20 protein-coding genes and 1 pseudogene are annotated in these 17,039 nt (G+C 70.6%); 8 read left to right on the top strand and 13 right to left on the bottom strand.

Going from position 1 to position 17,039, the window contains the following annotated elements:
• Nucleotides 1–410: 410 nt before the first annotated feature.
• The 7 genes from IE237_RS21870 to IE237_RS21840 all read right to left on the bottom strand — a co-directional run bounded on the left by IE237_RS21870 (nt 411) and on the right by IE237_RS21840 (nt 4,654).
• Nucleotides 411–680, bottom strand: coding sequence for a hypothetical protein (locus IE237_RS21870; RefSeq protein WP_229842816.1), 270 nt, complete (start codon nt 678–680; stop codon nt 411–413).
• Entirely contained in the window at nt 677–1,978 is a 1,302-nt protein-coding gene (nhaA, locus tag IE237_RS21865) for a Na+/H+ antiporter NhaA (RefSeq protein ID WP_189803758.1), read from the bottom strand. Before nhaA ends, IE237_RS21870 begins: the two co-directional genes overlap by 4 nt.
• Before the next feature lie 169 nt (nt 1,979–2,147).
• Nucleotides 2,148–2,369: a hypothetical protein gene (locus tag IE237_RS21860; RefSeq protein ID WP_189803757.1), complete on the bottom strand. Its 222-nt coding sequence runs from the start codon at nt 2,367–2,369 to the stop codon at nt 2,148–2,150.
• 133 nt (nt 2,370–2,502) lie between these two features.
• Nucleotides 2,503–2,709, bottom strand: a complete 207-nt coding sequence (locus tag IE237_RS40845) for a hypothetical protein (protein ID WP_229842815.1) — start codon at nt 2,707–2,709, stop codon at nt 2,503–2,505.
• A 267-nt stretch (nt 2,710–2,976) separates the two neighbouring features.
• Nucleotides 2,977–4,029, bottom strand: a complete 1,053-nt coding sequence (locus IE237_RS21850; RefSeq protein WP_370468239.1) for a PucR family transcriptional regulator — start codon at nt 4,027–4,029, stop codon at nt 2,977–2,979.
• Nucleotides 4,030–4,046: 17 nt separating this feature from the next.
• Nucleotides 4,047–4,358, bottom strand: coding sequence for a hypothetical protein (locus IE237_RS21845; protein WP_189803755.1), 312 nt, complete (start codon nt 4,356–4,358; stop codon nt 4,047–4,049).
• Nucleotides 4,355–4,654 (bottom strand): hypothetical protein, encoded by a 300-nt coding sequence (locus IE237_RS21840; protein ID WP_189803754.1) that lies wholly within the window; start codon nt 4,652–4,654, stop codon nt 4,355–4,357. The genes IE237_RS21845 and IE237_RS21840 overlap by 4 nt, the downstream gene beginning before the upstream one ends.
• Nucleotides 4,655–4,919: 265 nt before the next feature.
• Between IE237_RS21840 and IE237_RS21835 the strand changes: the two genes are divergently transcribed.
• The 4 genes from IE237_RS21835 to IE237_RS21820 all read left to right on the top strand — a co-directional run bounded on the left by IE237_RS21835 (nt 4,920) and on the right by IE237_RS21820 (nt 9,576).
• The gene (locus IE237_RS21835; RefSeq protein WP_189803753.1) at nt 4,920–5,426 is read left to right on the top strand and encodes an NfeD C-terminal domain-containing protein; all 507 of its coding nucleotides are present in this window, start codon (nt 4,920–4,922) and stop codon (nt 5,424–5,426) included.
• Nucleotides 5,427–5,480: 54 nt separating this feature from the next.
• Nucleotides 5,481–6,911 carry a flotillin family protein gene (locus tag IE237_RS21830; RefSeq protein ID WP_189803752.1) on the top strand — a complete coding sequence of 477 codons (1,431 nt, stop codon included), beginning with the start codon at nt 5,481–5,483 and terminating at the stop codon, nt 6,909–6,911.
• 26 nt (nt 6,912–6,937) lie between these two features.
• Entirely contained in the window at nt 6,938–7,543 is a 606-nt protein-coding gene (locus IE237_RS21825; RefSeq protein WP_189803751.1) for a hypothetical protein, read from the top strand.
• 158 nt (nt 7,544–7,701) lie between these two features.
• Nucleotides 7,702–9,576, top strand: a complete 1,875-nt coding sequence (locus tag IE237_RS21820) for an NAD-binding protein (RefSeq protein ID WP_189803999.1) — start codon at nt 7,702–7,704, stop codon at nt 9,574–9,576.
• Nucleotides 9,577–9,922: 346 nt separating this feature from the next.
• On the opposite strand, the gene IE237_RS21815 is transcribed toward IE237_RS21820, so the two are convergent.
• A complete protein-coding gene (locus IE237_RS21815) occupies nt 9,923–10,510 on the bottom strand; it encodes a TetR/AcrR family transcriptional regulator (RefSeq protein ID WP_189803750.1) in 588 nt (195 codons plus the stop codon).
• Between the two features lie 118 nt (nt 10,511–10,628).
• Here IE237_RS21815 and IE237_RS21810 point away from each other — a divergent pair, with 118 nt between their 5' ends.
• Nucleotides 10,629–11,276: a peroxiredoxin-like family protein gene (locus IE237_RS21810; protein WP_189803749.1), complete on the top strand. Its 648-nt coding sequence runs from the start codon at nt 10,629–10,631 to the stop codon at nt 11,274–11,276.
• A 175-nt stretch (nt 11,277–11,451) separates the two neighbouring features.
• Here IE237_RS21810 and IE237_RS21805 read toward each other — a convergent pair whose 3' ends face one another.
• From IE237_RS21805 to IE237_RS21795, 3 genes are read right to left on the bottom strand one after another with little or no spacing between them, the layout of a single operon-like run.
• Nucleotides 11,452–12,057, bottom strand: a complete 606-nt coding sequence (locus tag IE237_RS21805; protein ID WP_189803748.1) for a DNA-3-methyladenine glycosylase I — start codon at nt 12,055–12,057, stop codon at nt 11,452–11,454.
• Between the two features lie 3 nt (nt 12,058–12,060).
• Nucleotides 12,061–12,348 carry a YciI family protein gene (locus IE237_RS21800; protein ID WP_189803747.1) on the bottom strand — a complete coding sequence of 96 codons (288 nt, stop codon included), beginning with the start codon at nt 12,346–12,348 and terminating at the stop codon, nt 12,061–12,063.
• A 41-nt stretch (nt 12,349–12,389) separates the two neighbouring features.
• The gene (locus tag IE237_RS21795; RefSeq protein ID WP_189803746.1) at nt 12,390–12,986 is read right to left on the bottom strand and encodes a TetR/AcrR family transcriptional regulator; all 597 of its coding nucleotides are present in this window, start codon (nt 12,984–12,986) and stop codon (nt 12,390–12,392) included.
• Between the two features lie 287 nt (nt 12,987–13,273).
• On the opposite strand from IE237_RS21795, the gene IE237_RS21790 reads away from it, so the two are divergent.
• On the top strand, nt 13,274–13,777 hold the full coding sequence (locus IE237_RS21790; RefSeq protein ID WP_189803745.1) for a MarR family winged helix-turn-helix transcriptional regulator: 504 nt from the start codon (nt 13,274–13,276) through the stop codon (nt 13,775–13,777).
• A gap of 163 nt (nt 13,778–13,940) precedes the next feature.
• Here the strand turns inward: IE237_RS21790 and IE237_RS21785 are convergent, their stop codons facing one another.
• Both IE237_RS21785 and IE237_RS21780 read right to left on the bottom strand, forming a co-directional pair.
• On the bottom strand, nt 13,941–14,501 hold the full coding sequence (locus IE237_RS21785; RefSeq protein WP_229842814.1) for a DM13 domain-containing protein: 561 nt from the start codon (nt 14,499–14,501) through the stop codon (nt 13,941–13,943).
• A gap of 370 nt (nt 14,502–14,871) precedes the next feature.
• Nucleotides 14,872–14,982: pseudogene (locus IE237_RS21780) on the bottom strand (HipA family kinase); the annotation flags it as partial.
• A 209-nt stretch (nt 14,983–15,191) separates the two neighbouring features.
• Here IE237_RS21780 and IE237_RS21775 point away from each other — a divergent pair.
• Nucleotides 15,192–15,890 carry a HEAT repeat domain-containing protein gene (locus IE237_RS21775; protein ID WP_189803743.1) on the top strand — a complete coding sequence of 233 codons (699 nt, stop codon included), beginning with the start codon at nt 15,192–15,194 and terminating at the stop codon, nt 15,888–15,890.
• Nucleotides 15,891–16,048: 158 nt separating this feature from the next.
• The gene (locus IE237_RS21770; RefSeq protein WP_189803742.1) at nt 16,049–17,038 is read left to right on the top strand and encodes an alpha/beta hydrolase-fold protein; all 990 of its coding nucleotides are present in this window, start codon (nt 16,049–16,051) and stop codon (nt 17,036–17,038) included.
• The last annotated feature ends 1 nt before the right edge of the window (nt 17,039 follow it).

The raw sequence follows: 17,039 nt of genomic DNA, 5'->3' as shown, positions 1-17,039 counted from the left end.
TGGAGGTCGAAGCCGACCCCGCGTGCGGGCACGACAGCCCGGGCCACCTCAGACCTGAGGAATTTCCTCCGGTCCGGGCCTCTGGGGCCGTCCTAGTCCCGCGACGTCGGCCTGGCCCGCTCCGTTCCATGAGGGAGGCCCGGACCACGAGACCGACGGCGAGGAGGATGAGCAGCGGGCCGCCCGCGATGCGGAGCGGGAGCAGTGCGTCGGCCGGCACGCCCGCCAGAGCGAGTGCCGCCGTGGTGAGGCAGCTCGCGTACAGGGCGAAGGCGGCGATCCCCTGTGCGGTGGTGACGCGCGAGCTGGACGAAGGTGCCCGGCTGGGTGACCAGCCCCGCAGCGAGGCGACGCCCAGCGGTATCAGCACGGCCGTCGACACCGCGATCCACACCGTGGAATATTTCCGCTCACCCTCTCCTGCCATTGATGCGCGCGACGAGAAGGCCGGCCAGGACCGCCCAGGGCAGACCGGCCGGACCGGAGAGCGCCCAGGCCAGGATGCCGCAGAGCAGGCCCGTCGCCGCACCGAGCGTCATGGCCGTCGGGTCACGGAGAAAACTCCACTCGCTCCTGGCGCTGCCCGGAGCCTTCAGCTCGCGTACAGCCGTACGGACGACGAGGAGTGCGAGCACGATGGCCGTGCCGAGCAGGGCCGGTCCCATGTCGTCCGCTGTCACGGAGTGCCGTTCGGTTGCAGGCCGGTCTGGTAGACGTCGGGGATGCCGTCGGCGTCCGCGTCCAGGTTCTCCTCCTCGTACAGCCGCTTGTAGACCCGGTTTCGGCGGCGCAGCACGAGGGCGGCGAGGAAGGCGGCGGTGAGGGAGCCGATGAGGACGGCCGCCTTGACGTGCTCGACCTGCGCCGCGACGGGGAACGACAGCTCGCCGATCAGCAGGGCGATGGTGAAGCCGATGCCGGCCAGGATCGCGAGGCCCAGGACGTCGGCCCAGGCGAGGTCGGGGTTGAGCTGGGCGCGGGTGAAGCGGGCGGCGAGGTAGGTACCGAGGAAGACGCCGAGCATCTTGCCGACGACGAGTCCGATCAGGACCGCGAGCGGCTCCGGATCGGTGAATACCTGGGCGAGGGCGTTCCCGGAGACGCTCACGCCGGCGGCGAAGAGCGCGAACAGCGGGACGGCGACGCCGGCCGAGAAGGGATGGATCCGGAGGGAGACCCTGGCCGCCGGCGAGACGTCCTCGCCCTTGTCGCGGGTGGTGCGCAGGATCAGGCCCATCGCGACCCCCGCGATGGTGGCATGGACGCCGCCGTTGTACATCAGCGCCCAGATCGCGATGCCGAGGGGTACGTACCACCACCAGCCGCGTACGCGTAGCCGCTGGAGGACGTAGAAGACGACGAGGCCGGCGAAGGCGCCCCCGAGGGCCCAGCCGTTGAGGTCGGAGGTGAAGAAGACGGCGATGATGAGGATCGCGCCGAGGTCGTCGACAACCGCGAGGGTGAGCAGGAACGCGCGCAGGGCGGCGGGCAGGTGGGTGCTGATGACCGCGAGGACCGCGAGGGCGAAGGCGATGTCGGTGGCCATCGGGATCGCCCAGCCGTTCAGGCTGCCGCCGCCCGCCGAGGCGACGAGCACGTAGAAGCCGGCGGGGACGGCCATGCCGCAGGCGGCGGCGATTACTGGTAGTGCCGCGGTGGCCGGGGTGCGCAGTTCACCGGCGACGAGCTCGCGTTTCAGCTCGATTCCGGCGACGAGGAAGAAGACGGCGAGGAGGCCGTCAGCGGTCCAGTGCGCGACGGACAGGTCCAGGCCAAGGGCCGGTATGCCGAAGTGGAAGTCCCGTATCCGCTCGTACGCCTCGCTCCACGGGCTGTTGGCCCACACGAGGGCGACGACCGCGGCCGCGAGGAGGACCAGTCCGCCGACGGTCTCCGTGCGCAGGGCTTCCGTGACGGCATTGCGTTCCGGCCAGGGCAGCAGGCCGAGGAACACAGTGCGTCGGCGCGGGGCGGTCATGGGGCTAAGACCTCCGGGGCATGTCGGCGGTTGGGCACACGGGCCCCTCGGACGCCGACCAGACTTCCCGGCACACCAGCGTCACTTTGACGCGTTCTTTACACCCTATCGGGCGAGACGACGGCTCACCAGGTGGCTCCCGATGCGCGGGCGGGGCGAGGGGCGTGGTCTACCGGGCTCGGTAGACTCTCAAAGCACCGCCGGTGAACAGGTGGACGTAACCGCACGACCAGCAGATCAGCCCGGTGGCCGACTCGTTCGCCCAGGCCAGGTTGAACAATTCCATCCCTGTGCTGTTCAGCTTCACCTCGCGCCGCCTGAAGGTGTCGCCGTCGCAGACGAGGCAGCTGATCCAGTTGTCCCCGATCGCCGCGTGTACGCGCTTGGCCATACTGCCCCCTGACGGTTTGCGCGATCCCGGCAACGGGCGCACACCCGGCCATCCTCGCTCCGCCACCCTGGCTCGGCACAGCTCGCCGGCGCACTGCCACAGCTCGGCAGTCTTGACGCGTTCATAATGCCGGTCACGGCATGTCGCCCTTGATCTTCGGCTGGCGTGCCCTCGGGGACATCGAGCGCGGTCTCGCCCGGGACGATCCCGGCCTCGACGCGCTGATGACCACGCTGAACGAGCAGTTCCCGCAGGACGGCCCCCAGCTCCCGTCATCGTCGGCCAGCGGCGCGGGGCGGTCCCACCGGTCGCGCCGGACGGTGGCCGTGATCGCGCTCATCGTCATCGCTCCGCTGGGCCTGATCCTCACCGCCGTCCTCGGCGCCAACGGCACTCCACCATCTGACACCACGGACACCGGGGCAGCCCCGTTCGCCCTGTCCGCACAGGTGCACCCAGCGCCGTATCCCCGCCGCGCTCACCTCCGTACCGGCTCCGACCCAGGAGACAGGCGTGATGGCGAAGGGGATCTGGAGGGGTCACCGAGGCAGTGTGAACGGGGAGCACAAAGGGCTATCCACCTGCTGAGGGAGTTACACCAGTGGGTTCAGACGTCCTTGGAGGGCCATCCGAGGAGCCGAGCGCCGATCACGGCGGTCTGGAGGGTGTAGCGGCTCGCGGGGTCGGCGGGGTCGGCGCCGGTGAGCCGGTGGATGCGGTCGAGGCGGTAGGTGACCGCTCGTACGGACAGGTTGAGGTGGCGGGCGGTCTGGGTGGTGACGCAGCCGTTGTCGAAGAAGGCGGTAAGGGTGACCAGGAGCGGTTCGGCGCCGCCACGGGCTGACTGGAGAGGGCCGAGGACGCTGCGGACGAGGTCTTCCATGGCCTGGCGGTCGCGGGTGAGGACCGGGTAGACGAGGAGATCAGCGGCGCGCAGCACAGGGGTGTCGAGGTCGAGGCGGTCGGCGAGATCGAGGGCGCCGAGTGCTTCCTCGTAGGAATGGACGACCCCTCTGGGTCCGGGCTGGGGCCGGCCGATGGCCGCCTGCCCGCCGCCGGTGGCGGCGTACGCCTGCTTGGCGAAGTAGGCCAGGACGTCGTCCTGGTCGCCGGGGGCGACGCACACGATCCGGCCGCCCTTGGTGGTGAGCAGAATGTGCCGGTCGCCGAACCTGCCGATCAGGGCCCGCTCGACCTGCTGCGGGACCGGGTCGGCCTCGCCGTACGCCTGCGGGCCGCGGGCGACCGCGACGGCGTGGGCGTGGGAGAGGCGCAGGCCGAAGCGTTCGGCCCGCTCCGCTATCCGTCCCAGGTCGCTGCGCCCGTACAGCAGGTCATCGATGAACTCCCGCCGCTGGGCCTCCTCCTGCCGCACCGCGAGGCGCTGGGCCCGTTCGAAGCCGCCAGAGAACGCGTCGACGGACTGCTCGACGACAGCGAGCAGGTCGAGGGTCGTCCTGCGAGACAGGGGCTGCTCGGGCCAGGCTTCGCGGACCGCCGCCAGGTGGTGACCGATGAGCGCCCGCAGGGCGAGCCCCTCGCGGGCTGCCTGCTCACCGGACTCGCGGCGCTGTCGCACCTCGTCCCGGTTCAGGCGGCGCCCGCTCTCCGCGATGTCCGCGAACAGCGCTCCGTACTCCTCCACGTACCTGTCCCTCATCTCCCCGCCCTGCATCGTCACGGTCGGCCCCGTCGGGCCCGGCCCGAGAGGAAGTCGTAGAGGATGACGAGCGCGATGGCCACGGCGATCAGCCCCAGGGCGATGTACGCGCAGGTCAAACGCACCCCGCCGGACGCACCGGCCAGGCGCGGGACCTCGTCGGCCAGCACCGCCCCGTACGCAGCGAGGCCGGCCATGCCGAGGAACGGCACCGGCGCCCGGGCGCGCCGGACGGGTCCGGGCCGCCAGCCGGCCAGGACGGCGACGCTCGGCGTCAGGATGAGCACGGCACCGCCGGCGACCACGCCCCAGCTGCCCCAGGAACTCACGCCGACGCCTCCGGTCTGTCGCCTTCTGCCGTCCGCCGGGCGCGGTGACGGTTCAGTTCGAACAGGCCGATCAGCGTGGTGGCCAGGTTCATCGGGAAGGCCAGGGTCTCGGCGACGATGATGGTTCCGGTGACGCGGCTGGCGCTCGCCGCCAGCCCGGCGCACAGCAGCAGCGTGGGCAGGATCCGCCGCCACGTCGGCAGCTCGGTGAGCCACCACACGCGCACGCTGACGACGATGTTGAACATCAGGAAGGCAAGCGCGAACAGGGCGATAAGGATCAGGGTGAGCGGCACGGGCGTGTCCTTCGGGGCAGGCGGAAGGCAGTGCCGACCAGACTTCCCGGCTCACCAGCGGTGATCCTAGTGGGCAGGGACGCGCTGTGAAGGCTTCCGTCGCCCGCGAGAACGTGAACGGTGCGATGACGACCGAGTGCTGTGCGCGTAAGGACGGCATCAAGAGCGCGTAAAGATTGCCGAAGTACGGCAGTGAACTCGTGTGCGGTTCAGTGTGACGATGCCCCGGACGGCGGAAGTGGCCCAGCAGCCCAAGGAGCGGGACATGGTCTGGTTTCTCGGTCTCGGCATCGGGGGTCTGGTGCTGCTGGTCCTGTCCCTGGTCTTCGACGGCCTGTTGGAGGGGGTCCTCGACGGGTTCGGCGGGCGGCTGGACGGGTTTCTGTCGTTGCCGGTGATCGCCGGGTTCGTGTCGGCCCTCGGTTTCACGGGGGCGATCGTGCTCGGAACCACCGGTACGGGGGCGGGAGTCGCCACCGGTGCGGGCGTGGTCACGGGGGTCGGCGTGGCCTGGCTGACTTGGAGGTTCAGCCGGGCGCTGATGCGCGACGGTTCCGCGCCCGCACCGCGTGGCGAGGACCTGGCGGGGACGTCGGGTTCGGTGGTGACGGCGATCCCGGCCGGCGGTTACGGCGAGGTGCTGCTGCATCTCGCGGGCCAGCCGGTGAAGTACGCGGCGAAGGCCGACGCACCCGTCGCACGTGGCACCGAGGTGTGGGTCGAGTCCGTTCTCTCGCCGACGTCGGTGACCGTCCGCCCCGTCGAACGCTGACCACTCGTCGGCTGCTGTTCTTCATCGTTCGTTCTGATCGAAGGGGGTTTCGTCATGAGCCCTGTCCTCACCTCTGTGGTGGGCATCATCGTCCTGGTCGTCCTGCTCGGCCTCGTCGTCATCACGCGTTACAAGGTCGCCGGTCCCAGCGAGGCGTTCATCATCACCGGCCGGCGCGGCAAGAAGACCACCGACCCGGCCACCGGCCGGGAGTACACGGACAACAGCGGCCAGAAGGTCGTGGTCGGCGGCGGCGTGTTCGTCGTGCCGTTCGTGCAGCAGAAGTTCAGCCTCGATCTGTCCAGCCGGCACATCCCGGTCGCTGTGCGGGGCGCGGTCACGCTGCGGGGTGTGAAGGCGAATCTGGAGGGTGTCGCGATCGTGAAGGTCGGCGGCACCGAGGACTCGATTCGGGCCGCGGCCCAGCGGTTCCTGATGCAGCAGGACGGCATCGTCGGCTTCACCCAGGAGGTGCTGTCCGGCGCCCTGCGGTCGATCGTCGGCCGGATGTCGGTGGAGGACATCATCCGCGACCGGGCCGCCTTCGCCGGACAAGTCGCCGAGGAGGCCGAGGCGAGCCTCTCCGGGCAGGGCCTGGTGCTCGACGCCTTCCAGATCCAGGACATCACCACCGAGGGCTCCTACCTCGAAGACCTCGGTCGCCCGGAGGCCGCCCGTGCCAAGCAGGAGGCGGACATCGCCGAGGCCGTCGCCCGCCGCGCCGCCGAGCAGGCGCGGCTGAAGGCGGAGGAGGAGATCGCGGTCGCGCAGCGGACCCTCTATCTGAAGCAGGCCGAGATCAAGGCCCAGACCGACGAGGCCACCGCCCAGGCGAACGCCGCCGGCCCGCTCGCCGAGGCGGCCCGGCAGCAGGACATCCTCAGCGAGCAGGAGAAGGTCGCAGAACGGCAGGCGGCACTGACCGATCGTCAACTCGACACCCAGGTCCGCAAGCCCGCCGACGCCGCCCGCTACCAGGCCGAGCAGGAGGCCGAGGCCCGCCGCATCGCCCTGGTCAAGGAGGCCGAGGCCGACGCCGAGCGGGCCCGGCTGACCGGTGAGGGCGAGAAGGCCCAACGCTCCGCGCTCGCAGACGCCGTACGCATCGAGGGCGAGGCCCAGGCAGCCGCCATCGGCGCGAAGGGCTCTGCCGAGGCCGAGGCGATGCGGAAGAAGGCTGACGCCTTCGCCCAGTACGGCGACGCCGCCGTCCTGCAGATGCTCGTCGAGGTCCTCCCGCAGGTCGTCGCCAAGGCCGCCGAGCCGCTCGCCGCCGTCGACAAGATGACCGTCATCTCCACAGACGGAGCGAGCCAGTTGACCCGCACGGTCACGGACAACGTCGCCCAGGGCATGGAACTGCTCTCCTCCGCCACCGGTGTCGACCTCGCCTCGCTGCTCCAGGGCATCACTCAGAAGAAGCCGACGCCCGAAACCGCGGTGGCGCCCGCGGCTCCCAGCACACCGGTCGAGATCACCGACTGAGACACCAGTCCGACCGGGGGGACGGCATGCGAAAGAGCTTCACGGTGCACGCGGGGCTGCAACTGGCTCTGGGCGCGGCAGCGTTGTGTGCGTCCGCCTACACCGCCGCCCCCCGGCTTCCCCCTTTCCCGTACGAGGAAGTACTGATCGGGACCGGCTTCGCGTTGCTCTTCCCGCTCCACGCCGCGACGATCTACCGCAGCATCGCTCTGGATTTCCGTGTCAGGGGCCACGCGAGCAGCAAGACGAATCAGTGGCGTGCTCTGAAGGCCCTGCCCCACCGGGTGCACGGCCTCCTCGTCGCACTGGGTCTGGCCGGGGGCCTGCTGCTCTCCGGGATGTTCTCGGACGACTCGGGCCTCCAGGCCACCGACGCCTCCCAGGGACACTATTACGCGGTCGACACCACCGACCCGCAGCGCCGGAACATCGCAGTCAGCCGGAGCCAGTACGAGGAGCTGGGCAAACAGGGCCAGCGCACCATGTTCGCGATCTACGGTCTCATCGCGGTCGGCGGCGGCGCCCTGACGCTCGTCTTCGGGAAGCTGGACGACTGGGCACCCCGGATCCCAGCCTCGGCACTCGCGACCGGCCGGCCGCCGCCTGGCTCGTCCTCCTGGCACGACCTCTGACAGCCCGCCGTCGGCCTGGCCGCAGGTCCGCGCACGGGGAGGCAGACACCTGACACTGAACCTGCCGAGCGAGCGACAGCGGGTGCATCCGGACACGGGACATCGGGGGAAGCATGACGGCACTGCCACGCCAGGAAGGCCCGCGGGGCGGCGCCCACATGGTGGTCTGCGGTGACGACGGGCTGGCGCGCCGGCTCGCGGCCGAACTGCGCGATGTCTACCGCCAGCACGTCGTCCTCCTGGTCCCGGCCGACGAGGCCGACGACCCGATGACGGCGCCGCACAATGCACAGCCCCGCATCGCCGGAACGCCACAGCCCCCGCTCGAGGTGGTGGCACCGGCGCCGACCCGGGAGGCACTACTTCGTGCCGGTGTGGACCGGGCGGCGGCGCTGGCCCTGCTCTACGAGGATGACGAGACGAACCTGCGGGCCGCTCTCGCCGCCCGTCGGCTCAACCCGGGGCTGCGCCTGGTCGTCCGCATGTACAACCGCAAACTCGGCCACCACTTGGAGGAACTCCTCGACCAGGCAGCCCTCGTGGCCGCGCCCGGCCGTGACCGTACGGTCCTGGACGCGTCCACGACCGTCCTCTCCGACGCGGACACCGCCGCCCCGGCGCTCGTGGCCACCGCGGTCGCCGACACCAACAAGGTCGTACAGGCGGACGGGCTGCTGCTCCGCGCCGCCGAACGCCCCTCGCCCGGCCGGGGCGAAGTCCCGGATCCCGGACTGTGCACCCTGGCCCTGCTCTCCTCGACCACCACCGACCCGGCCGGCAGCGAGGGATCGGACACGAGCGGTGCGCAAGGTCCGGAGCTCCTGCCCGACGACCAGGCCGTCGAGGGCTCGGCGGGCCGCGGCACCGTCGTTCTCGAAGCCGTCCGTCGCACGGGGCCGCAGGTGCCGCCCCGTCGGCTCGCCCGGCGCGGCGCCCCGCTCGGGGAGGTGTTCTCCGCACGCCTGCGCTGGTCGCTCGCCGGCATCGTCGCCGCGGTCCTAGCCCTCACCGCCACCACCGCCGTCCTCACGGATGCCGACCCGGTGCACGCCGCCTATCTGACCCTCCTCGACCTGTTCTCGATCAACGACCCCGCCCTGGGCGACTCCTCCACACGGCAGATCCTCCAGCTCCTTTCCGGCCTGGTCGGCCTCGCCCTCCTGCCCCTCCTCGTCGCAGGGGCCCTGGAGGCACTGGGCACCTTCCGCACGACCGGCGCGCTGCGCCGCCCGCCGCGCGCACTGTCCGGCCACATCGTGCTCCTCGGCCTCGGCAAGATCGGCGCCCGAGTCCTGACCCGGCTGCGGGAGCTCGACATCCCCGTCGTCTGCGTGGAGCAGGACCCGGACGCCCGCGGCATCCCGCTTGCCCGCGACCTCGGCGTCCCCGTGGTCCTCGGCGACGTGACCGACGACGGCGTACTGGAAGCAGCCCGCATCCACCGGGCCGACGCCCTGCTCGCCCTCACCAGCTCCGACACGACCAACCTGGAGGCCACCCTCGCCGCCCGGACCCTCAAGAACGACCTGCGCGTCGCGCTCCGCCTCTACGAAGACGACTTCGCCACCGCGGTCTACCGCACCCTGCGCTCCGCCCACCCCGACGCCGTCACCCGCAGCCGCAGCGTCACCCACCTCGCCGCCCCCGCCTTCGCCGGCGCCATGATGGGCCGCCAGATCCTCGGCGCCATCCCCGTCGAACGCAAGGTCCTCCTCTTCGCCGCCCTCCTCGTCGCCGGACACCCCCAGCTCCAAGGCCGCACCGTCGCCGAATCCTTCCGCCCGGGCGCCTGGCGCGTCCTGGCCCTCGACACCACCGCTCCCACCGCCCGCCGCCCCGACCTCGCCTCCGCCCCTCACGACGGCGACCAGCCCCAACTCCTCTGGAACCTCCAGCCCGGATACGTCCTGCACCCCGACGACCGCGTTGTCATCGCCACCACCCGCCGTGGACTGGCCGAACTGCTCGGTCGTCACCCAGCGGACTATGACCGCTCCTCACCGACCGGGGAGACCTCGTCGCCGGCGACCTGATCGCCAACTCCCCCTTTGGTCTCGTGCGGGGTCGCCCCGCCAGCCGTCCCTTTCACGACGATCCGCTGCGCAACCTCGCCAGCCTGCGGAAGATGCTCGCCCTGAACCCCACCAGTCTCCACGTCGGCCACGACACCCCGCTGAAACCCGACCGGGTCCGACGCTGGGCCGACCGGGCACCAGCGGCTGACCCGGCTCGAAGCAGCGGGCCGGCTCCCCGCCCGCACGGAGAACAGCACGCCTGACCGGCAGGCACAGGATCACGAACTTCCCCGATGGTGCACCCGCGATGGACAGTCGTCGCACGACGGCGTGCGGGGACCACGCCCCAGCGTCGGCAAGGGGATCAAGCTCTGCGAGCCACAGCGGTGATCGCCGCAGCGACGGTTCTGTGCAACTGCTGGGCGTCCGCGCCGGCTCGGGAGCGCAGGTTCACGCCGTGTGCCAGGAGGGCCAGGACGTCGGCCGCGGAGTCCGGGTCGGCGTCCTCGGCGAGTTGTCGCTGCCACTGTGCCGACAGGAGCGCGGTGTGGAGGGCGGTGCGCAGGCGCTGGTGCTGCCGGTCGAGGATGGCGCGGACGGCGGGGTCGGCGTTCTCGGTGCCCGCGTGGGCGTTGGAGATCATGCAGCCCCAGCCTGCGAACTCGCCGGTGCAGCGGGTCTCGATCAGCCCGGTGAAGAAGTCGGTGATAGCCGGCAGGCCGCGGTCGTCCTCCTCCAGCAGGCCGAGCCGTGACCGGTCCTGGACGTACCGTTCGAGGGCCGCGCGGTACAGCTCATGCTTGCCGCCGTAGGTCGCGTACAGGCTGGACCGGTTGAGCCCGGTGGCGTTGACGATGTCCTGGATCCCTGTGGTGGCCACACCCTGCCGCCAGAACAGCCGCACCACCGTGTCCAGTGTCGCGTCCGGATCGAAGTGCTTGATGTCCGCCATGCCCACCACTCCATCTTGAACCGATGATTCCAAGATACCCGCTCCACCCATTGACATGGAGTGCACTCCAATCCCTATCTTGAAACGAACGTTCCAAGATCCCTCCGGGAGGAGACCCATGAGCGTCAACGCCGAGCTGCGCGCCTTCTTCGAAAGCCGCCGGCAGCAGATCCCCGCCGACATCCGAGCCGTGATGCAGCGGGCAGCGGCGGAACTGGCCGACTCCGGCCAGGCGGACCAAGCGCTGCCCGTCGGCGCGACGGCGCCGTCCTTCGCCTTGCCCTCGGCCACCGGCCAGACCGTCGCCCTGGCCGACCTGCTCGCCGACGGCCCGGTGGTGCTGACCTTCTACCGCGGCACCTGGTGCCCCTACTGCAACATCGCCCTGCGCTCCCTGCAGCAGCACCACGACGCCATCACCGCCCGCGGCGCCCGGCTGGTCGCCGTCTCACCCCAGGTCCCCGACGAGTCCCTGTCGTACGCCGAGAAGAACGAGCTGGCCTTCGGCGTGCTCAGCGACCTCGGCTCCGACACCGCCAAGCAGTTCGGCCTCGCCTTCGACCTGCCGGACGACCTCGCGGCCGTCTACGCCGGCTTCGGCATCGACCTGGACCGCTCGAACGCCGGCCACCCACGCACCCTGCCCGTGCCGGCGACCTACGTCATCGACCGCGACGGCACGATCCGCTGGGCCTTCGTGAACACGGACTACACCACCCGCGCCGAACCGGCCGACATCCTGGCCGCACTCGACCGGCTGGGCTGAGGGTCGGCGGCTGAGGACCGATGCGGTGGATATCCGGAAGGTCCCCTCCGCATCGGCCCGTCAGCGCCGTGGCCGCCGTCTGATCTGGCGAGTGACCTCGTCAGCCATGCGGCAAGACAGCCAGACTGTCAAGCCGTCGCACAGCCGCCGTGCCGCAAGCCCCCGGGGTCGACATTCAGCGGGGCCGGGCAAACGCCGACCGCTCCGCCTCCACCCGAAGGCGGATGACGCACTCGGCCACGTGGTCGTTGACGAGCCCCATGGCCTGCATGAACGCGAAGACGGTGGTGGGTCCGACGAACTTCCAGCCCCGTTTCTTCAGGTCCTTGGACAGGGCGATCGAGGCCGGCGAGGTGGAGACCGTCTGCGGTGGGTTCACCTCGTCCGGGTTGGGTTCGCTGCGCCAGAAGAAGGCGGCCAGTGAGCCCTCCTCGGCGGCCAGATCGACCGCGCGGCGCGCGTTGTTGACGACGGCTTCGATCTTGCCCCGGTGGCGGACGATCCCCGAATCCTGGAGGAGTCGGTCCACATCGGCCTCGGTGAACTCCGCGACCAGGTGGAAGTCGAAGCCGGCGAACGCCTTCCGGAAGTTCTCCCGCTTGGCCAGGATGGTGCGCCAGCTGAGCCCCGACTGGAACCCCTCCAGGCTGATCTTCTCGAACAGCCGCTGATCGTCGACGACCGGGTAGCCCCACTCCCTGTCGTGATAGTCGAGGAACTCGGGGGCGCTGCCGACCCACCCGCATCGTCGGTCGCCGTCGGGTGCGATGAACACGGCCATGGCTCAGGCCGTCAGGAACGCGAGCCGGGGATCCGTGGTGTTCGGCGCGATCTCGATGATCTCGGCCGAGACGACCTCGTGGGCGACGAACGGATCCGCCGCGACCCGCTCCTCCAACTCGTCGAGGGTCGCGCCATGGGCCAGCACGGCACCACCCCGGCCGGCCTGGAGGCTTCCGACCAGCAGGAAGACCCCGTCCTCCACGCCTTGCCGGATCCACTTCTGGTGTTCTGCCATGTGATCAGGCGCCTGGCTCTTGTTGGCCGCGAAGCGGAGCAGGACGACGAACACGGAAATCTCCTTCGACTGCCGGGTAGTGGAAGAGGTCAGGTTCAGTGGGCGGAGCGCGGAGCCGGGCCGTGCGCGAGGCGCTCGTCGAGCCAGGCGTGTAGGCGGTCGACCTCCCGCTGCACGAACTCGCCGTCATGGAAGGCGTTGGACACGGTTGCCACGCCCTGACTGAAGGCGAGGACGTGCATCGCGAGAACGTCGGCCTCGACGGCGAAGCCGAGCTCCTCGAACTGCGTCCGGAGCCACGTCCGGAACAGGTCGAAGACGGAGACGGCCTGGGCCCGTGCGGGATGACCGAGTTTGGCGAGCTCGTTGGTGAGAGTCCCGACCGGGCAGCCGAAGTTCTGGATGTCCGTGCCGTTGGTGATGACGATCTCCACGAACCGTCGCACCCGCTCGGCGGGACCCGGCTCCTCCTGGTCCCACTCCGCGAGCATCGCGCGCGTGCTTCGGAGCCGGGACTCGATGACCGCGCCGAGGATCTCGTCCTTGCTCTTGAAGTGGTGATAGAAGTTGCCCCGCGAGATGCCCACCGTCTCGGCGATCGCCGCGAACGACGTGTGCTCGAAACCCTTCACGTAGAAGAGCCGGTTCGCGGCATCGATGATCTGGGCCCGCGTACCCGCGTTCTCAGCCACCCCGTACCCCCACAGCCTTGACCCCTCGCTAGGACAATCGTCCTAGCTCCTGGCGTGAGTATAGGACAGACGTCCTAGCGATTCAGTGCATTTCGTGATCCACCCGTCGGCTGCGCGGGCGAGCCGCCGCCCGGGATGGCTGCCTCAGATCGGGCATGGTGGCGCGCGAGGCTGCGGCGGACCCGAGAAGCACGGCGGCCGACGGCTCCGGCGCACGTCCGGGGCGGGTTGTGGTGAGTACCGAACTCCGACAGCGCGGCACGTCGGCGGAAGGTAGCCTCGCGATCATGGAATTACCGAATGGATCCGCCACCGACCAGGCGCCGGCGAACCCGAACGCCACCGATGACATGCTGGCCACTCAGCCGGTCGGCTACTGGTGCGGCCTGGCGCAGACGGCCGTCACCCGGCATCTGCGTGACGCCATGGCCAAGATCGACGTCACGCAGCCGCAGTACTGGGTACTCAACCGCGTGAACGGCGGCCCCGCAGCACCGAGCCGCGAGGAGGTCGTCGCCCAACTGGCACACCTCGCCGACGGGCCCCACGAGATAGGCAGGGTCCTCGACCAGCTGCTCCACCGCGCATGGCTCCGGATCGACGACGGGCAGCGCCTGCACCTCACGGATGCCGGAGAGGCCGCCAGAGTGCGGCTCCGCGAGCTGGCGACCGAGGTACGCGCCGTAGTCCATGAGGGCATCAGCGACGAGGAGTACGTGGCCGCGCTCAGGGTGCTGCGCAGGATGGTGGCCAACGTCGAGGGTGACGGGGCTCCTGGCCGTCCGTCCTGATTCCGCAGTCTTGTGACCGCCCCCGACCGGGAACAGGTGCGGCCACCACGTGCCCCCGCCCGCGGGTGATGTTCGACCAGGCCATGGGCCGGATCGCGGGACGGACTGACCGGGCACGCAGTCCGCTCCGGGGCGCCGACGGCACGCATCTGTCGTACCGATGTCAGGTACGAGTGAGCGTCGCAGCTCCGAAGGAGACGTCGAAGCGGTCGCACCAGATGCTGACGCTCGGGTACTTCGACCAGTCGAACTCGGCGGGCAAGGGGTAGTTCTGGTCGCCCTTGTTGCCCTTCAACTTGGCAAGGTTGACGTACTTCCCGTCGTCGAAGACGTCCCAGCCCTCCTTGCCCTCCTTCACGGGCGCGTCGCTCAGCCAGACGCGTAGATCCGGGCCGTTACTCGTGTCCAGACCCTCGAGGCGGAGCGTGTGGGTGCCGTCCGTGAGCCGGACGACCTTCACCACACCCGTGGTGGCGTGCTCGTGGCTGATGAAGCTGCCCTGCGCGACGGTGACCGGGCCGAACGGTGCGGGCGCTGCCGACGCGGAGGGCGGCGCACCCGTCGCCGGTGCCTGCGAGGTCGCGTTCGCGGAGGGCAGCGCCTCGTTCACCGTTTCGTCCACCCACAGCGCCCAGGGCTTGAACCACAGCAACCCGGCCACCGCCACCGCCAGACCCGCGATGACCACCGCACCCCATCGCTGTTTCCTCGTGACGCGCCCCACGACGCCCCTCCTCCGTGTCCGCTGTACGCCTTCGTCCGCCATTCAAGGTGATCGAAGGCTCGCCGGACAGCCCGGGCCCGATGACGAAAGGCTTACGGCATCGGGCCAGGGCGCGTGCGCTCTGCCCCGCCCTCGCAGGCAGTCACTCAGTGTTCCCGTGGCAGCGCCCCGGCGGAACGACGTCCGGTGCCACCACGGCCCTCCGCAACGTCACTTCCTGGGGAGAATCTGGGGAGTATCGACGGTCCTGGGGAGCGTGTGGGGAGAATCGACCGCGTAACGCAGCACGAACCCGAAAGACGCTGAAAGACTTATCCGCGCAGGTCAGGGGTGGACACAGCCGCATCTATGCAGGTCAGCGCCACCACGTGGACAACTCCATGACGTACGTGCCGAGGTCGTCGGCCTCGACGATCCCGGGGAGCGAGCCGCCCTCACGCAAAGGCGTGACATAGCGGGTCGCTACGACCTCTTCCAACACTTCCCAGGCCACCCATCTCTTCGATCCCGCACCCCGGAAGGCTTCCCCGGGGGCAGGAGCCGGAATCTGCCGGTCGACGGCGCCGGGGGAAGTCCGGGGAGTTCCGATCGGCATAGTAACCGGGGGTGATCACGGCGAGGGGCGACCGGCGGACGCGCTCCGCCGCCCCGACGCTCCGGAGGCGGGCGCGGCTGCGGGACGATGAGCGCATGAACGCGGAAGAGATCGCTGCCCTCATCGGTCGAGCCGGTGACGAGGACCCCGAGGTGCGTGCCGAGGTGGCGAGCGAGCTTCCCGCCGCCCTGTCGGGGCGGGCGGACGATCCCGCACTGGCGGCTCTGGTCCGGCTGACCTCCGACGACGAGGCGCGCGTGCGCGAGCAGGCCGCCTTCGCGCGGGGACAGCTCGCCGAGGTGGACGGCCCGGACATCAGGGCGGCCCTGTGGCGGCGTGTCGGCGACGAGGACACGGAGACGCACGAGGAAGCCGTACGCGGTCTGGCGGTGCGCCGTGATCCGGGCGCCGTGCCGCTGCTCGCGGCGCTGCTCCAGGAGCCGACGGCGTATGTGCAGACGTTCACCGCGGCGGCGGTGCTGGGCGACCCCGGGCTGCTGCCCGCCCTGCGGAAGTTCGACCCGGCGGATCCCGGTGTCGGCGAGGCCCTCGGGTGCTGCGACCCGGCCGCCCGGGAACGCCGCGACGCCGCGGCGGGCGCTCTGCTGGACGTGGTGTACGACCTGCTGCCCTCGGCGGACGCGGCCCTCGTGGCCTCGCGCTTCGAGGCGCATCTGACGCTGCGGCTCGTCACCGCCGGCGGGGGCGGGGCGACGTGGAACGCGGATGCCCTGCTCGTCCGCGCCGGCGGGGACCCGCGGCGGGCGGCGGCGCTGGTCGCCGAAGACCTCTGAGGGACCGGACTGCTTGCCGCGCGTGCCCACGGCGCTCTTCGAGGACGCTCTCCTAGCCGACGCGCCGCCGCCTGTCAGTCCGCAATCTTCCGGGGTCCCCCGGCACGGTCGCGTTGCTACCTTCCGGACCGTCGTCCTGCTCCCGACCGGAGGTCACGTTGAGCGCGAAGAACCCCACCCGCCGGAACATCCTCAAGACCGCCGGAGGCCTCTCGGCCGCGATGGCCCTGGGCGCCGGAGGCGTCCTCGGGGCGGCCTCGCCGGCCGCCGCCGCCGGGGACGGCTTCGGCCTGCACATCGTGGACCGCAACGAGGCCGACGCGCGCATGTGGTACTACCGCTTCCAGACCGGCGCCATCGGCTGGAACCCCGGCGTCAACGTGCTCCTGCCCGACGACTACCACTGGAGCGGACGCAGGTACCCGGTGCTCTACCTCTTCCACGGCGGCGGCACGGACCAGGACTTCATCACCTTCGACCGCGAGGGCATCCGCGCGTGGACCGCGGGCAGGCCGCTCATCGTCGTCATGCCCGACGGCGGGCACGCGGGCTGGTACTCCAACCCCGTGAGCTCCAACGTCGGCCCGCGGAACTGGGAGCAGTTCCACATCTCCCAGCTGATCCCGTGGATCGACGCGAACTTCCGCACGTACGCCGAGTACGACGGCCGTGCCGTGTCCGGCTTCTCGATGGGCGGATTCGGCGCGCTGAAGTACGCCGCCAAGTACTACGGCCACTTCGCGTCGGTCAGCGCCCACTCCGGCCCGGCCAGCCTGCGCCGGGACAACGGCCTCGTGGGGCACTGGGCCAACGCGAGCTCCGCGGCGCTCGACCTGAACGGCGGCACGATCTACGGTGTGCCGTTCTGGGACGAGGCCCGGGTCAGCGCGGACAACCCGGTGCAGCGGATCGAGAGTTACCGCAACAAGCGGGTCTTCCTGGTCGCCGGCACCAGCCCCGACCCGATCAACTGGTTCGACACGGCCAACGAGACCCAGGTGCTCGCGGGCCAGCGGGAGTTCCGCTCCCTGCTGGGCAACGCGGGGATCCCGCACGAGTGGTACGAGCTGCCCGGCGGCCACTTCATCCGCCACGACATGATGCAGCGCGACATCGACGGCGTCATCGCCCGCCTCCGGAAGGCCTGAG

Origin of the sequence: Streptomyces tanashiensis (assembly GCF_014648895.1) — a bacterium.
GTDB lineage: Bacteria > Actinomycetota > Actinomycetes > Streptomycetales > Streptomycetaceae > Streptomyces > Streptomyces tanashiensis.
Note: the sequence above shows the minus strand (reverse complement) of the source record. Positions and strands in the feature narration are given on the sequence as shown.

Bases quoted from the DNA above. Each gene is read 5' to 3' on its own strand.
- IE237_RS40845 (WP_229842815.1), bottom strand. From the start codon at position 2,709: ATGAGCGCGATCACGGCCACCGTCCGGCGCGACCGGTGGGACCGCCCC.
- IE237_RS21810 (WP_189803749.1), top strand. From the start codon at position 10,629: ATGAGCGTCAACGCCGAGCTGCGCGCCTTCTTCGAAAGCCGCCGGCAG.
- IE237_RS21815 (WP_189803750.1), bottom strand. From the start codon at position 10,510: ATGGCGGACATCAAGCACTTCGATCCGGACGCGACACTGGACACGGTG.
- IE237_RS21790 (WP_189803745.1), top strand. From the start codon at position 13,274: ATGGAATTACCGAATGGATCCGCCACCGACCAGGCGCCGGCGAACCCG.
- IE237_RS21835 (WP_189803753.1), top strand. From the start codon at position 4,920: ATGGTCTGGTTTCTCGGTCTCGGCATCGGGGGTCTGGTGCTGCTGGTC.
- IE237_RS21860 (WP_189803757.1), bottom strand. From the start codon at position 2,369: ATGGCCAAGCGCGTACACGCGGCGATCGGGGACAACTGGATCAGCTGC.
- IE237_RS21775 (WP_189803743.1), top strand. From the start codon at position 15,192: ATGAACGCGGAAGAGATCGCTGCCCTCATCGGTCGAGCCGGTGACGAG.
- IE237_RS21825 (WP_189803751.1), top strand. From the start codon at position 6,938: ATGCGAAAGAGCTTCACGGTGCACGCGGGGCTGCAACTGGCTCTGGGC.
- IE237_RS21850 (WP_370468239.1), bottom strand. From the start codon at position 4,029: ATGAGGGACAGGTACGTGGAGGAGTACGGAGCGCTGTTCGCGGACATC.
- IE237_RS21830 (WP_189803752.1), top strand. From the start codon at position 5,481: ATGAGCCCTGTCCTCACCTCTGTGGTGGGCATCATCGTCCTGGTCGTC.
- IE237_RS21805 (WP_189803748.1), bottom strand. From the start codon at position 12,057: ATGGCCGTGTTCATCGCACCCGACGGCGACCGACGATGCGGGTGGGTC.
- nhaA (WP_189803758.1), bottom strand. From the start codon at position 1,978: ATGACCGCCCCGCGCCGACGCACTGTGTTCCTCGGCCTGCTGCCCTGG.
- IE237_RS21820 (WP_189803999.1), top strand. From the start codon at position 7,702: ATGGTGGTCTGCGGTGACGACGGGCTGGCGCGCCGGCTCGCGGCCGAA.